Origin of the sequence: Pseudophaeobacter flagellatus (assembly GCF_021228235.1) — a bacterium.
In the GTDB taxonomy this organism is placed as follows: domain Bacteria; phylum Pseudomonadota; class Alphaproteobacteria; order Rhodobacterales; family Rhodobacteraceae; genus Pseudophaeobacter; species Pseudophaeobacter flagellatus.
In genome coordinates this window covers 641339-655953 of record NZ_JAJQRG010000001.1, presented here as the reverse complement: position 1 = coordinate 655953, position 14615 = coordinate 641339, and the positions used below count along the sequence as shown (strand labels likewise).

General features: G+C 60.0%; 13 protein-coding genes. 8 read left to right on the top strand and 5 right to left on the bottom strand.

Annotation, left to right across the window (positions count from 1 at the left end; all coding sequences use genetic code 11):
• Positions 1-33: 33 nt before the first annotated feature.
• The 3 genes from LRK71_RS03125 to LRK71_RS03115 form a co-directional block, all read right to left on the bottom strand.
• A complete protein-coding gene (locus LRK71_RS03125) occupies positions 34-1197 on the bottom strand; it encodes a cytochrome-c peroxidase (RefSeq protein WP_232400997.1) in 1164 nt (387 codons plus the stop codon).
• 94 nt (positions 1198-1291) lie between these two features.
• Positions 1292-1666 carry a hypothetical protein gene (locus tag LRK71_RS03120; RefSeq protein WP_232400995.1) on the bottom strand — a complete coding sequence of 125 codons (375 nt, stop codon included), beginning with the start codon at positions 1664-1666 and terminating at the stop codon, positions 1292-1294.
• 259 nt (positions 1667-1925) lie between these two features.
• A complete protein-coding gene (locus LRK71_RS03115; protein ID WP_232400993.1) occupies positions 1926-2498 on the bottom strand; it encodes a lytic transglycosylase domain-containing protein in 573 nt (190 codons plus the stop codon).
• 281 nt (positions 2499-2779) lie between these two features.
• Here LRK71_RS03115 and ssb point away from each other — a divergent pair, with 281 nt between their 5' ends.
• Positions 2780-3310: a single-stranded DNA-binding protein gene (ssb, locus tag LRK71_RS03110; protein ID WP_232400991.1), complete on the top strand. Its 531-nt coding sequence runs from the start codon at positions 2780-2782 to the stop codon at positions 3308-3310.
• A 193-nt stretch (positions 3311-3503) separates the two neighbouring features.
• Here ssb and aroB read toward each other — a convergent pair whose 3' ends face one another.
• Positions 3504-4625, bottom strand: coding sequence for a 3-dehydroquinate synthase (aroB, locus tag LRK71_RS03105; RefSeq protein WP_232400988.1), 1122 nt, complete (start codon positions 4623-4625; stop codon positions 3504-3506).
• 2 nt (positions 4626-4627) lie between these two features.
• The gene (locus tag LRK71_RS03100) at positions 4628-5215 is read right to left on the bottom strand and encodes a shikimate kinase (RefSeq protein WP_232400986.1); all 588 of its coding nucleotides are present in this window, start codon (positions 5213-5215) and stop codon (positions 4628-4630) included.
• Between the two features lie 81 nt (positions 5216-5296).
• Between LRK71_RS03100 and LRK71_RS03095 the strand changes: the two genes are divergently transcribed.
• The 7 genes from LRK71_RS03095 (at position 5297) to LRK71_RS03065 (ending at position 14546) form a co-directional block, all read left to right on the top strand.
• On the top strand, positions 5297-5446 hold the full coding sequence (locus LRK71_RS03095; protein ID WP_232400984.1) for a hypothetical protein: 150 nt from the start codon (positions 5297-5299) through the stop codon (positions 5444-5446).
• Positions 5436-7124: a hypothetical protein gene (locus tag LRK71_RS03090; protein ID WP_232400982.1), complete on the top strand. Its 1689-nt coding sequence runs from the start codon at positions 5436-5438 to the stop codon at positions 7122-7124. The genes LRK71_RS03095 and LRK71_RS03090 overlap by 11 nt, the downstream gene beginning before the upstream one ends.
• Positions 7125-8156 carry a tyrosine recombinase gene (locus LRK71_RS03085; RefSeq protein WP_232400980.1) on the top strand — a complete coding sequence of 344 codons (1032 nt, stop codon included), beginning with the start codon at positions 7125-7127 and terminating at the stop codon, positions 8154-8156. It begins immediately after the preceding gene.
• 136 nt (positions 8157-8292) lie between these two features.
• Positions 8293-9603, top strand: a complete 1311-nt coding sequence (locus LRK71_RS03080) for an HlyC/CorC family transporter (RefSeq protein ID WP_232400978.1) — start codon at positions 8293-8295, stop codon at positions 9601-9603.
• Entirely contained in the window at positions 9600-11222 is a 1623-nt protein-coding gene (locus tag LRK71_RS03075; RefSeq protein WP_232400977.1) for an MFS transporter, read from the top strand. Before LRK71_RS03080 ends, LRK71_RS03075 begins: the two co-directional genes overlap by 4 nt.
• A 174-nt stretch (positions 11223-11396) precedes the next feature.
• Complete coding sequence (locus LRK71_RS03070; protein ID WP_232400976.1) at positions 11397-13814, top strand: GcvT family protein; 2418 nt, start codon at positions 11397-11399, stop codon at positions 13812-13814.
• Positions 13815-13949: 135 nt separating this feature from the next.
• The gene (locus LRK71_RS03065) at positions 13950-14546 is read left to right on the top strand and encodes a nucleotidyltransferase family protein (RefSeq protein ID WP_232400975.1); all 597 of its coding nucleotides are present in this window, start codon (positions 13950-13952) and stop codon (positions 14544-14546) included.
• Positions 14547-14615 lie beyond the last annotated feature (69 nt).

The window sequence follows — 14615 nt, the reverse complement described above, 5'->3', positions numbered from 1 at the left end:
TCGAGGAACTGATCCAGCGCCGGAATACCGGCGCTAGTCCTCTAGCAGGGATTCATAGCGCAGATCTGTAAGCGTCTTCAAAAAGGCCACCAGTGCTGCCACCCGGCGTTCATCCAGCGCAGGACCATGGGTGAGTTCCTTTTGCGACAGCGTACCGGGCACCATTGGGTCGCCCCAGGGCTGGCCGGTTTCCGGATTGATCTGCGCTGAGGCGGCCTTGCTGTTATAGCGGTTGTAAAACAGCACGACGCTGCGCAGATCCTGAAACACCCCATTGTGCATATAGGGGCCAGTCACTGCGACATTTCGCAGGGTTGGGGTGCGAAATTTCCCACGCTCGGCCGGATCCGTCACCGCCGGATTGGCCAATAGCCCGTCATCGACATAGTCAGCCGCCAGGCCGAGGTCTTGCTGCACTGCCGGATTTTGCGGCACACCGATATTGTGATAGCTGTAGTCGCTGAAGGTCTCTTGCGCGTCCATTGGGCTTTGGCGCAGCTGATGGCATTGGTTGCAATTGGTGAACTGGTCGGAAAAGAACAGGGTGCGGCCCAGCTCTTCCTCTTTAGAGAACTCTGCCTTTCCAGCAAGGTAACGGTCATACTTACTGTCAAAGGGGGCGAATTCAGCGCTGCGTTCAAAGGCGGCAATTGCTGCAGTCATCGCCGCAACCCCCCGATCAGGATCTTGCAGAACATCTGGCGAAAACAGCCCGGCAAAGGCCGCTTGATAGGCAGGTTTTTCCCGCAGTCGCTGAACCAGAACCGCCCGATCCGGCAACCCCATCTCAACCGGATTCAAAGGGGGGCCACCGGCCTGCTCTTCCAGATCACGCGCCCGGCCATCCCAGAACAGGCCGCCGATCCAGACACCATCTGCGTTTTTCTGAAAGGGCGGGATAAAGCTCGCGTAAGAGGCGGTCGGCGCGTTGCGGTTTCCCAGGGAATGGCCATCATCCCCCAAAGAAAAAGCACCACGCGCCGAACGGCGCGGATCACTAAAGCCCAGGTCGGGCGCGTGGCAACTGGCGCAGGCCTGGGTCCGATTTAGCGACAGATCCTGATCGTGAAACAGCGCCTCTCCCAGCTCTTCCAGGCGCAGCTCTTCCAGGGGGGGCTGCGCCTGAACTGCACTGCTGCTGCACAGGATACAAAGCGCGGCAAGCGTGAAACGGATAGGGGATTGGGCAGGCTTCATCATGGTCTCCGGAATGAGGGTCTATGCCGGTAGTTTCCCCATCCCCATACTGGGATCGTTGATGTCGCGCAATTTCCAATGGTAATATTGGCGCTCAGCTCAACAAAAGCACCACGATCATCAGAAGATTCATCGAAGAAAACTGCATCAACCAGGGGTAACGCCGACTGCGCAGCACGACATAGAGCCCCAGAACAATCGAAACGCCCATCGCTGCAAGCGACAGCCCGCCACCGACCAGCCCCGGAAAACCGGTATCCGGCCCCCAGGGAGACTCGGCGAGCGTTATGCCCTTAACGCCAAACCCAATCATAATGCCAAGAATCGCACCAAACAGGGTTGCCCCGACGCTGCGGGCCTTGGCCAATCCGCGCCCGCCCAATACGCTATCAATCATGTCATGTGTCGGCACCACGCCAGGTACCCATTGAATGCGCTCTAGCCGGTCTTCAAAGCTTCTGCTGGTCACGTCAATTCCTCCTGAAATCGCAGGCAAGATCATAAAAAATTAAGGCCGATTGGTGGCAACGAAGCGGAGTTAACAGGGCGTTAAGCAAGATTACGATCTCGTTAACGCGATCGGTTCAGGTGCAAAGGCATGGCTGCATTGTCTGTGCAGAAAGCGTGTCAGCCCGGTCTACACAATCTGGCCAAACTGCATTAGCTGGCCGGTCTGCATCCTGGTACCGCACTGGTCGCTACGCACTGGCCCCTAGCCTGCGCAGGCGTCAGCTGCCCCAGATGACGGCCACGTAGTTTTGGGTTTCTTTGTAGGGCGGCACTCCGCCATATTTGCGCACCGCTTGCGGCCCGGCATTATAGGCGGCAAGGGCCAGACGCCAGGAGCCAAAGTTGCGGAACTGTTTGGCCAGATAGCGCGCGCCACCCTCGAGATTTTGTTTCGGAACAGCCGGATCCACCCCCAGCCTGCGCGCCGTGGCCGGCATCAACTGCGCCAGCCCCAGGGCCCCTTTGTGGGATTTTGCATTTGGGTTCCAATTGCTTTCCTGCTGTACCAGCCGCAGGAACAACTCTTCCGGCACCCCGTGTTTACGTGCAGCCCGACGCGCCATCGCTAGGTATTCACCGCGATACTTGCCGCTGTAGCGCGGGCTGGCTGAGGTCAGGCCGGGAATGGGCTTTGGCTGCAAACGGACAGAATTTTCATATTGTTCCGCAGCACGGGTATCCAGAATCCGGGTGTGCGAAGCAAATAAGTCGCGTCGGCTCTTGGTACTGAACATATCCGCAGATGCGCTGGTTGCCAGCACAAGCCCGGCTGCAAGACAGGCACATGACATCCCAAATCTCTGTGGCCGCATTTCTGCCCCTCACCCTTAACCCTGCAAATATTTTGCCATACTATAACGAAACGTTTACCAAATGAAAGCGATCCTGCCGACTGGCCTCTGCGGTTTACCGCCATTGCTCCAAGGTGTTGGGGCACAGAAATCCCGTCAGGATCAGAGCAGCGCTTTTCACCCCGCGCCCAGGTCTATAGTCTCCCCCCAACTTCGCGGACGAGATTCGCCAGTAGTCCCGCACGCGTTACAACATAAGATAGAAATAAGGACGGACCCCAATGGCCGGCTCAGTCAACAAAGTCATCCTCATCGGCAACCTGGGCCGCGACCCAGAAGTGCGGTCGTTTCAGAACGGTGGAAAGGTGTGCAATCTGCGCATTGCCACTTCCGAAAACTGGAAAGACCGCAATACCGGAGAACGCCGTGAACGCACCGAATGGCATTCGGTTGCAATCTTCAGCGAAGGTCTGGTCCGGGTCGCGGAGCAATATCTGCGCAAAGGCTCCAAGGTCTATATCGAAGGCCAGTTGCAGACCCGAAAATGGCAGGACCAAAGCGGAAATGACCGCTATTCAACCGAAGTTGTGCTGCAGGGCTTTGGTGCCACGCTGACCATGCTGGACGGTCGTAGCGAAGGCGGCGGTGGCGGCGGTGGTTTTGGTGGTAGCCAAGACAGCGGACAGGGTGGCGACTATGGTGGCGGCAGTGGCGGTGGCTACGACAGCGGCAGCCAGCAGGGTGGTGGCTATGGTGGCGGCAGCAGCAGCGGCCCGTCGCACAACATCGACGACGACGAGATCCCATTTTAAACCAACCAATCGCGCATGTCCGGCTGCAATGGCAAAGAGCCAGGCCGGACAAATACGCGTGAAATTGGCGAGACACTCATCCGTCAAGGCAATCAGAAAAAGGGCCAGCATCCGCTGGCCCTTTTTCTTAGGTTTCTACTATTCCTCTTGGCGCGCCAACTGGCCCAACCCGACCGGCCCAGTCCAGCGGGACCTAAGCCTGTGGGCGATCCGACAAGGCATCCTGCAAGACAGACAAGACCGTCTCTTTGGGCACATCAGCAGTGACAAAGGCCTCGCCAATGCTGCGGGCCAGGATAAAGCGTAACTGGCCATCCACCACCTTCTTGTCCTGGCTCATCAGTTCCAGCAAGGTCTCGGCATCGGGTAAGGGGCCGTCGATATCCGACAGATCAGTTTTCATCCCCATGGCTTTCAAATGGGCGCGTACCCGGCTGGGATCTTCCTGGCTGCACAGGCCCAAACGCGACGACAGTTCAAAGGCCAGCGCGCAGCCAATGGCCACGCCTTCGCCATGCATCAGCCGATTGGAATAGCCGGTTGCGGCCTCTAGCGCGTGGCAAAAGGTATGGCCCAGATTCAAAAGCGCGCGATTGCCCAGTTCGGTTTCATCCTCGACCACGATATCGGCCTTCATCTGCACCGAACGGGCCACTGCCTCGACCCGCGCCTGCATATCGCCCGAGGCCAGATCTGGCCCCTTTTCCTCTAGCCAGGCAAAGAAATCCGCATCGCCCAGCATGCCGTATTTGACCACCTCGCCATAGCCGGCAAGGAAATCGCGCGCGGTAAGCGTGCCCAGCACTGCCGTATCCGCCAGCACCAATGTGGGCTGATGAAAGGCGCCGATCAGGTTCTTGCCCTGGGGTGCGTTGATGCCTGTCTTGCCACCGACAGAGCTGTCGACCTGCGCCAACAGCGAGGTCGGGATCTGCACAAACCTCACGCCACGGCGCAGCACAGAGGCGGCAAATCCGACCAGATCACCAATCACCCCGCCGCCAAGCGCGATAACCACGTCGTTGCGCTCTACCTTTTGCTCTAGCAGCCATTCCACCGCGCGTGAAAACTGCGGCCAGCTCTTTGTTGATTCACCGGCTGGCAAGGCCAGAGAGACCATCTCAATCCCGGCGCTGGCCAGTCCGGCGCGCAGGGCATCCAGATGCAGGCCCGCAACCGTTTCATCCGTGATTACTGCCACACGCGGACGCGTCAGAAAGGGAAGAATTCGCTGCCCCGCCTGCTGCAACAACCCTGGTCCGATCACCACATCATAGGTGCGCCCCTCTAGGGGAACATGCACAATCCGTTCCATATTCAGCACTCCAATACGTCAGGCCGCGCCTGTAGGGCCAGCAGCACCCGGTCTACCATTTGTTCAATCGAGGCCCGCCCATCCGACACCACCGCAATATCTGCCTTGGCATAATATGGCACCCGCTGCTGATAGAGCTCTGCCAGGGTGGCGCGGGGATCAGCAGTCTGCAACAGAGGCCGCGTATCACGGTGGCGGACCCGATTCCACAGCACCTCCAGATCGGCCTGCAGCCAGATCGAGGCACCATTTCGGGTGATGGTTTCACGGTTTTCCGCCGCCAGAAAGGCGCCGCCCCCGGTGGACAGCACACCACATTCCTCGGTCAACAGCCGGGCGATGACCTGGCGTTCTTTCAGGCGAAAGAAGGCCTCGCCATCGCGGGCAAAAATCTCGGGGATGGTCATATTGGCGGCGGCTTCGATTTCGTGATCGCTATCCAGAAAGGGCACCCCCAGCCGCGCGGCCAGGGCGCGGCCAACCGCAGTTTTGCCCGCGCCCATCATGCCAACCATGACAACAGTCTTTTTCAGGCGTCCGGGATCGGGTTTTGAGGCATCTGCCTCGGTCATTTGCTCTTTTTCGCTCATTCTTCAGTGAATGACGTGATATTGCAAAAAAGGCCATATATAACTTGGTCAAAATACAAAGAAGCAGGCAGCAGGTGTGCAATGGTGCGATTGATCAAATATCTTGTCATTTTTGGGGTTCTGGCGGCACTGGCTTTGATAGCCTATGCCTATATCGGCCCCTGGTTCGGGGCTGATTTCAGTGTACCCATCGAAGAAGTCCGAAAACCGGTCGTCCTAGATGCAAACTGACCGGCGCAGAAAACAGCGGCAAAAGAATCGCTCTTTTGCCGCTCTTGCCTGCGTTGTCCTGGCGGTCTCTCTGCCCTTTGGTACGCTAGAGGCCCAGGGGCACAGTCAGGCGCCGCTCACCGTTATTGACTGGCTGGGGCAACCCAGCAGCACCGGACCGCTGCCCAGCACCGTCCTGCTAGAGCCACCGGTGACCGGCAGCGCAAGTCATCCGCATATCACCGTAACGCCCCTGCAGGCGCTGCTGCCCCCGACCGGGCTGGTCGCGCCCTCGGCAACCGGGTTGCCGGTGGATCTGTGGCGCGGCAGCGATCCCGAGGTCATTTCCCGACTGATCCGATCGGTTTCGGTGCGGGGGAATCCGGCGATGCAATCGCTGCTGTTTACCCTGCTGCTGTCGGAAAGTCGGCCGCTGCGCGCCGAGGGCGATGTCGTTTTGCTGGCGCGGCTGGATCGATTGATTAGCCTTGGGGCGTCGGATCCGGCGCAGGCGCTGGTAGAGCAAGCCGGTCCGACAGCCAGCCCGGCGCGGTTTCGGCGCTGGTTCTTTACCGCCCTGCTGAGCGGTGGTGAAGACCGAAGTTGCACCGCCCTGATTGCGGAACCATATCTTGCCCCTGACTACCGGGCGCGCATTTTCTGCGCTGCGCGGCGTGGCGATTGGCCCACTGCGGCGCTGATGCTGGAATCGGCCCATGCACTTGATCTGTTACCAAAGGCGCAGCTTGACCTGCTCGACCGGTTTCTCAACCCCGATATATTTGAGCTGGCACCACCGCTGTCCCGACCTAGCAATCCCGACCCGCTGACCTTTCGATTGTTCGAAGCCATTGGCGAGCCGCTGCCCACAGCGCCGCTGCCACGAGCCTTTGCGGCGGCAGATCTGCGCGATCTGGCCGGCTGGAAGGCCCAGCTGGAGGCGGCCGAGCGTCTGACCCGCGCCGGGGCGCTGAACCCAAATCAGCTCTTGGGGCTTTATACGGATCGCAGCCCTGCCGCCTCCGGCGGGATCTGGGACCGGGTCGCCGCTCTGCAGCATTTCGAGGCAGCCCTGAACAGTGGCAGCAGCGCCGAGGTGGGCAATGCCCTGCCCGCCGTCTGGAAGGCGATGCAACAGGCCGGATTGGAGGTGGGCTTTGCTGATCTGTTTTCGACCCAGCTGGCGCGTTTCAAGCTGAGTGGCCCGGCAGCAGAACTGGCCTGGCGGATCCGCCTGCTGGCCCCCACCTATGAAATCGCCTCTCATAGTCCGCCAAAGGACAGCGACAAAAACAAATTTCTGGCCGCGCTGGCGCAGGGAACCCCCGGCAATCCCGGCAGCAATATCGCGCTGCGCCCCAGCCCCGAGGCACAGAATACAGCAGAAACCACAGAGGAAATGCCCGACGACGGAGCCACGGCGCCGCGGCAGGGATCATCCCTGCGCCACAGCTCCCCCCTGATGCAATCCATCATTCAGGGGTTTGACGAAGACGCCGAGGTGCCGACAGAAATCCGAACCCTGCTGGACAACGGGCAATTGGGCGAAGCGATCCTGCGGACCATGGATCTCTTTGCGCGCGGGGCGCAGGGCAACCTGGGGGCCCTGAGCAAGGCGCTGGCCGCCCTGCGGGCGGTAGGATTGGAAGACACCGCGCGGCGCGCCACCCTGCAATTGATGCTACTGGAGCGCGGTTGAATGGCCGCGCCGCACGATGACCTGCAGTGGATCTCTACCTTCCTGGAGGCCCAGGCCGCCGAGGCGGGCGCGGCGCGCAATACTCTGCTGGCCTATGGGCGCGATCTGAAAGATGCCGCCGCCTGGCTGCAACATCGCAACCAGGCCTTTGGTGCCGCCAGCCGAGACGATATTGAGGCCTATCTGATCAGCTGCGATGCCGAAGGGCTGTCCCGGGCCACCCGGGCCCGACGGCTTTCTGCCATTCGTCAGCTCTATCACTTTGCCTTTGAAGAAGGCTGGCGCGCCGACAATCCGGCAATCCAGATCAAAGGACCGGGACGGACCAAATCGCTACCCAAGACGCTGGAGGTGATCGAGGTCGACCGACTGCTTGACGCCGCCCGCCAGACCGGGCGCAGCCCTGCGGATCGCCTGCGCAACACCTGCCTGATGGAGCTGCTCTATGCCACCGGCATGCGGGTGAGCGAACTGGTCTCGCTGCCGCTGGCGGCGGCGCGTGGGGATCCCAATATGCTGCTGGTCATGGGCAAGGGCAATAAAGAACGCCTGGTGCCGCTATCGCCCCCGGCACGTGCTGCCCTGCGGGCCTGGCTGAAACATCGCGACAGCGAACAGGCCGAGAAACAGACCCGCCCCAATCACGCGGGGTCAAATCACATGGGGTCAAAGTTCCTGTTTCCGTCGCGCGGCAAGTCCGGGCACCTGACGCGCCACTGGTTTTACCTGCTGATCAAAGACCTGGCGGTAAGCGGCGGGGTAGATCCGCAAAAGGTCACGCCTCATACCCTGCGCCACGCCTTTGCCACCCATCTTTTGGCTAATGGCGCCGATCTACGGGCCATTCAGGCGCTGCTGGGCCACGCCGATATTGCAACCACCGAGATCTATACCCATGTGCTGGATGCGCGGCTAAGCGAACTGGTGCTGCAACACCACCCCCTATCGCGCGCGACAGAAACAGAAACCGACGGCACGCAATCAGGCGAAGGTGAGGCAGCGCCGAACGACAGCCAGGACGCGGCGCACTGACAAAGCCTACCCGCCGCCCTGTCTTATTACCTGTATCTCTTGCCTTTGCGCCCGCCTGGACGCCCTGAACGGGACTTGTCTGAAAGACCGCTACGGCCCATAACATCGAACGACACAAACAGAATTTGGACCCACCATGGACACCGCCCAAACCGTTTTGGACAGCGCATTCTGGATCTCAGCCGGGGCCATCCTGCTGCTCTTGGTTCTCTCGGCATTTTTCTCTGGCTCGGAAACTGCCCTGACAGCCGCCTCGCGGGGGAAATTACGGAGCCAGGCCGACAAGGGGTCGCATGGCGCAGAGCGCGCCCTGAAAGTGACCGAAGACAGCGAGCGGCTGATCGGGTCGGTTCTGCTGGGCAACAACCTGGTAAATATCCTAGCGACATCCCTGGCGACGGCCCTGTTGACCCGTGCCTTTGGCGAAAGCGGTGTGGCCTTTGCCACCCTGGTGATGACCCTGCTGGTGCTGATTTTTGCCGAGGTTCTGCCAAAAACCTATGCCATTTCCAACGCAGAGAAGGCCGCCTCGGCGGTGGCCCCGATCATTGGCGCATTGGTGACCATTCTTGCTCCTATCGTGGCGGCTGTGCGCTTTCTGGTGCGGGGCATTCTGCGCCTTTTTGGCGTCCAGATCGACCCCGACAGCCATATCATGGCAGTGCGGGAAGAAATCGCCGGTGCGCTGCAGATTGGCCATTCCGAAGGCGTGGTCGAAAAAGAAGATCGCGACCGTATTCTGGGCGCGCTGGATCTGTCGGATCGCTTTGTCGAAGAGGTCATGCTGCACCGCTCTCATATCGAAATGATTGATGCCGAGGCAAAGCCTGCAGATATTCTGGAACAATGCCTGACCTCGCCGCATACCCGCCTGCCCGTCTTCCAGCGCGAACAGGAAAACATCATCGGCATTGTCCACGCCAAGGATCTGCTGCGTGAAATGTATGCCCAGATCGGTGGCCCCGAAGGCGATGCCAGCGCGTTGCGGGATTTTGAAATCACCACGGTAGCAAAACCGCCCTATTTTGTCCCTGAAACAACCACGCTGGACGATCAGATGCGGCAGTTCCTACGCATGCGCAGCCATTTTGCCCTGGTGGTGGATGAATATGGTGCCCTGCAGGGGCTGATCACACTCGAAGATATTCTGGAAGAGATCGTCGGCGAGATCACCGATGAATTTGACCCAGCCGAAGAGTCACTGGTGCGCAAAGAATCCGATGGAAATTTTATCGTCGAGGGTGCCACCACCATCCGCGATCTGAACCGGGCCACCGATTGGAACCTGCCGGATGAAGAGGCCAATACCATTGCCGGCCTGGTCATCCACGAGGCCCAGATGATCCCCACAAAGGGGCAGGTATTTTCCTTCCACGGCTTCCGATTTGAGGTCACGGGCCGAGAGGGCAACCGGATCACCGCCTTCAAGGTGCGCCCGCTTACATGAACCGGGCCTATATATGGTTCGACCAGGTCTTACTGGACCTGCTGCGGCAATTGAGATGGAGCTTCCTGCCGCCGCTGTTGATCTATTTTGCCTATGGAGTACAGGGCGTCACCTCTGTGGCGGGGACTTTTTTTGTAAAGGAATACCTGGATTTTGACGCCGCATTTCTTGCTGGTTTGGGGTTCTGGGTGGGGCTGCCCTGGGCCCTGAAGATGCCGCTGGGCCATTTGGTCGATCTAATGTGGCGTTGGAAATATCTGCTGATCGTGCTGGGGGCTGCGCTGATGGCGACAAGCTATGGCATTCTTGCCAGCCTGCTTCTCATTCCTGATGTGATGGCTGCGGTGATATCCCCCAATGCCTGGTATGTGACCTCGGCCCTGCTCGCGCCCTGCGGGTTTGTGCTGCAAGATATCGTGGCGGATGCCATGTCTGTCGAAGCCGTTCCCCGCTATGATGCAGAGGGAACCGAGTTGACCACGGCAGAAACCCGCGTCCTTCACACGACGATGCAGACCCTGGGCCGGATTGCCCTGATCGGTGGTTTCAGCGCTGCGGCGGCGCTGAATGTCTGGCTGTTTGATGGCGCCAACGCCCTGGTGCAGGCGGACAAGGGCGCACTTTACGCGCAGGTCTTTCTCTTGGCACAGCTGGTACCACTGCTGTCGCTGACGGGGATCGCCGTGGCGCTGTTTCAGCGCCTGCAGCTTGATGTCAGGCTACGCCGGATGGGGCTATCTGCTGCTGACATAAAAGCCCGCCTGACCCTGCCCCGCGATCCCGTCTCGGTGAACTGGTGGTATTTCATCGGCGGCGGAGCCTTTGTGGCCCTGACCCTTGGCATTGGCCTGAATGATATCGCACAGGGGCAAGAGTTGGTCTTTGCGGGGTCTATGCTGATTGTGCTGTTGCTGATGCGTCAGTTGATCAAGGTTCTGACGCCAGCTCAGGCCCGCGCCCTGATCGGCACCGCGATTATCATCTTTGCCTATCGCGCCACGCCCCAGACCGGGGCCGCTGCCACCTGGTTTGAAATCGACGTGCTGAGCTTTGATCAGCAGTTTCTGTCAGTGCTGTCGCTGATTTCTTCGCTGCTGACGCTCTTTGGCATGGTGGTGCTGCGGCCGCTGATCGCAAATAACACCATTGCCTGGATCATCATATTTCTAGCCCTGAGCGAGGCCATGCTGAGCCTGCCCAATATTAGCCTGTACTACGGCCTACAGGACTGGACCGCCCCGCTGACCGGAGGTGTGGTGGATGCCCGCTTCATTGCGCTGGTCGATACGGCGGTTGAATCCCCCCTGGGACAGGTCGCCATGATCCCGATGCTCGCCTGGATCGCCCGCAACGCGCCCAGCAACCTGAAGGCAACCTTTTTTGCGGTGATGGCCGCCTTTACCAATCTGGCGCTTTCGGCCTCTAGCCTGGGGACAAAATACCTGAACGAATTCTTTGTCGTCACCCGCGAGCTCAGCAATGCCAGTGGTCAGGTTTCAACCCCGGAAGATTACAGCCAGCTTGGCCTTTTGCTAATCACGGTTGCCCTGCTGAAGCTGCTGATCCCGCTATGCGCCGTTGTGCTGGTGCAAATCAGCCCGCTGCGCAGCACCGACTAGCGCAGCGTCCCCCCCCCACTGCCGGACTGCGCCCCGGCCTAACACCACAGGCCTTTGATGATCGGCGCGGTTCGGGCGTGTTTTTGCCCATCCGTCAGCACCCCTGGTCGTTTTTTACTGGACTACTGTTCACATCTGTCCAGAATAAATCTGATACAACCAGGGAGAAGCTTCATGAAGACCACCACCCGCGTGGCTGTGATCGGCGGCGGCGTTGTCGGCTGTTCGGTCCTTTATCACCTGACCAAACTGGGCTGGTCCGATGTGATGCTGCTGGAACGATCCGAACTGACCTCTGGCTCGACCTGGCATGCGGCAGGGGGCTTTCATACCCTGAACAGCGATACCAATATGGCGGCGCTGCAGGGCTATACCATCACGCTCTACCGCGAACTGGAAAAGATCACCGGCATGTCCTGCGGGCTGCATCATGTCGGCGGCGTCACCCTGGCCGACAGCCAGGAACGCTTTGACATGCTCAAGGCAGAGCGCGCGAAACACCGATTCATGGGGCTAAAGACCGAAATCGTCGGCCCCGAGGAAATCGCCAAGATTGCCCCCGTCACCAATATCGATGGCATCCTGGGGGGGCTATATGACCCACTTGATGGTCACCTTGATCCCTCGGGCACCACCCATGCCTATGCCAAGGCGGCCCGCATGGGCGGCGCAACCATTGAAACCCACTGCAAGGTCACCCAGACCAACCAGCGTGCAGATGGCAGCTGGGATGTGGTGACCGACAAGGGCACAATCCATGCCGAACATATCGTCAATGCCGGCGGGCTTTGGGCGCGCGAGGTGGGCGCCATGGCCGGAATCTACTTTCCGCTGCACCCGATGGAACACCAGTACATCGTCACCGATGAGGTGCCAAAGATTGCCGAAATCATCGACAACGGCGGCGAACACCCGCATGTGATGGACCCGGCCGGTGAAAGCTATCTGCGCCAGGAAGGGCGCGGGCTGTGCATCGGCTTCTATGAACAGCCCTGCAAACCCTGGGCTGTGGATGGTACACCCTGGGATTTTGGCCATGAACTTCTGGCCGATAACTTTGACAAGATCGAAGCGTCGATTGATTTTGCCTACAAACGCTTCCCCGCCCTCGCAGAGGCTGGGGTGAAATCCGTCATTCACGGCCCCTTCACCTTTGCCCCCGATGGCAACCCGCTGGTGGGACCGGTGCCAGGGGTGCGCAACTATTGGTCTGCCTGTGGCGTCATGGCCGGGTTCAGTCAGGGGGGCGGCGTCGGGCTGATGCTGGCGCAATGGATGGTTGACGGAGAGCCAGAACGCGACACCATGGCGCTGGACTGTGCCCGCTTTGGCGACTGGATCACCCCTGGATATACCCTCCCCAAGGTGATCGAAAACTATCAAAAGCGTTTCTCCATCGCCTACCCCAACGAAGAGCTGCCCGCAGCCCGGCCGTTTCGCACCACGCCGATGTATGACATCTTTGATCAAATGGGCGCAGTCTGGGGCCAACAATACGGGCTTGAGGTTGCGAATTATTTTGCCAACAGCGATGAACCCCGTTTTGAAACACCATCGTTTCGCCGCTCCAACGCCTTTGCGGCCACCGCCCGTGAGGTCAAGGCAGTACGCGGCAGCGTTGGCATCAATGAGGTGCATAACTTTGGCAAATACCGCATCAGCGGCGCCGGAGCACGGGCCTGGCTCGATCGGATCATGGCAGGCCGGGTGCCACAGCCTAGACGCATCAGTCTCACACCGATGCTGTCGCATCAAGGGCGGCTTATCGGCGATTTCACCATCTCTTGCCTGAGCGAGCATGAATTTCAGCTCACGGCATCTTATGGGGCGCAGGCCTATCACATGCGCTGGTTCCTGCAGCATCAGGTCGCAGGCGTCGATATTCAGAACGTTTCAGACAGCCGCAACGGGTTTCAGATTGCCGGCCCCCAGGCAAGCGCGGTGCTGCAAGCCTGCACCCGGACTGACATTTCTGACATGCGGTTCATGGATCTGCGCCAAATGACCATCGGCGTGGTCGACTGCCTGGTGCAGCGGATCAGCTACACTGGCGATTTGGGCTATGAGATCTACTGCGACCTGCCCAGCCAGCGGGCGCTCTGGTCCTGCCTGTGGCAGGCTGGCAAACCCCATGACATGCGCCCCTTTGGCATGCGGGCAATGATGTCGCTGCGGCTGGACAAATTCTTTGGCTCTTGGATGCGAGAATATTCGCCTGATTATACCGCGGCGGAAACCGGGCTGGACCGATTTATCTCGTTCAAGAAGACCGCTGATTTCATCGGCCGCGCCAAAGCCGAAGCCGAGCAAAAAGCAGGGTCCGCCCGTCGGCTCTGCGCCTTTGAGGTCGCGGCCACGGATGCCGATATCACCGCCTATGAGCCGATCTCTCTGGGCGGTGAAGTGGTGGGGTTCTGCACCTCGGGGGGCTATTCGCATCATGCGCAGAAATCCATCGCCCTGGGGTTTGTCCCGACCAAGCATGCGCAAGAGGGGCTGGAGGTCGAGATTGAAATCCTGGGCCAGATGCACGAGGCGCGGCTGATCACCACAGCGCTGTTTGATCCAGAGGGCACCCGCATGCGCGGCTAACCCTGTCGGCTGCCTTCCGGTGCCATCCCCTTGCCAAGGGGGATGATACCGGGGCATTTTCACTGGTCATTCGCTGGCAATGTTCCCAAACTAGCCCTCAACAAGTCACGGTCATTCGCCAGCCCAGGGGGCACCATGGAAAATATCGCGGTTCTTTTGCTTGCGGCCGGTGCCTCTTCGCGGATGGCGGGGCAGGACAAGCTGATGCAGCGGATCGACGGCAAGCCCCTATTGACGCGGATCTGCCAGCGCGCCGACAACACCGGCTTGCCCTGCTATGTGACCCTGCCAAGCCAGACCCACCCGCGCGCGGCGCATATCGGTGCGGCGCAGATTGTTCCGGTTCCGGATGCGGCAGAGGGCATGGCCGCCTCGATCCGCGCAGGGGTGGCAGCCCTGCCAGACGCGACCGATGCGGTAATGATATTGCCCTGCGATATGCCGGATCTGCAGACCGAGGATCTACTGCATCTGGCGCGCCGGTTTCACGGGCCAGACAGCCCGGTGCTGCGCGCCACCACCAGCACCGGTACCCCCGGTCATCCCGTGCTCTTTCCACGCCGCTGCTTTGCCGATCTGCGCCAGATCACCGGCGATCAAGGGGCCCGTGCCCTGCTGCGCCAGGAAACCGTGCAGCATATCGCCCTGCCCGGCCAGCGCGCGGTGACCGATTTGGACACCCCTGAAGCCTGGGCGCAGTGGCGCGCCGCGCAACGGCAGACGCAGCCTTAAGCCAGGCTGCTGTCCCTACACTCTTGGCAGAAAACAATAAGGGACAGCACCCAACGGTGCCGTCCCTCG

Bases quoted from the DNA above. Each gene is read 5' to 3' on its own strand.
- LRK71_RS03075 (WP_232400977.1), top strand. From the start codon at position 9,600: ATGAACCGGGCCTATATATGGTTCGACCAGGTCTTACTGGACCTGCTG.
- LRK71_RS03090 (WP_232400982.1), top strand. From the start codon at position 5,436: ATGCAAACTGACCGGCGCAGAAAACAGCGGCAAAAGAATCGCTCTTTT.
- LRK71_RS03125 (WP_232400997.1), bottom strand. From the start codon at position 1,197: ATGAAGCCTGCCCAATCCCCTATCCGTTTCACGCTTGCCGCGCTTTGT.
- LRK71_RS03065 (WP_232400975.1), top strand. From the start codon at position 13,950: ATGGAAAATATCGCGGTTCTTTTGCTTGCGGCCGGTGCCTCTTCGCGG.
- LRK71_RS03080 (WP_232400978.1), top strand. From the start codon at position 8,293: ATGGACACCGCCCAAACCGTTTTGGACAGCGCATTCTGGATCTCAGCC.
- ssb (WP_232400991.1), top strand. From the start codon at position 2,780: ATGGCCGGCTCAGTCAACAAAGTCATCCTCATCGGCAACCTGGGCCGC.
- LRK71_RS03100 (WP_232400986.1), bottom strand. From the start codon at position 5,215: ATGAGCGAAAAAGAGCAAATGACCGAGGCAGATGCCTCAAAACCCGAT.
- LRK71_RS03070 (WP_232400976.1), top strand. From the start codon at position 11,397: ATGAAGACCACCACCCGCGTGGCTGTGATCGGCGGCGGCGTTGTCGGC.
- LRK71_RS03095 (WP_232400984.1), top strand. From the start codon at position 5,297: ATGGTGCGATTGATCAAATATCTTGTCATTTTTGGGGTTCTGGCGGCA.
- aroB (WP_232400988.1), bottom strand. From the start codon at position 4,625: ATGGAACGGATTGTGCATGTTCCCCTAGAGGGGCGCACCTATGATGTG.
- LRK71_RS03085 (WP_232400980.1), top strand. From the start codon at position 7,125: ATGGCCGCGCCGCACGATGACCTGCAGTGGATCTCTACCTTCCTGGAG.
- LRK71_RS03115 (WP_232400993.1), bottom strand. From the start codon at position 2,498: ATGTCATGTGCCTGTCTTGCAGCCGGGCTTGTGCTGGCAACCAGCGCA.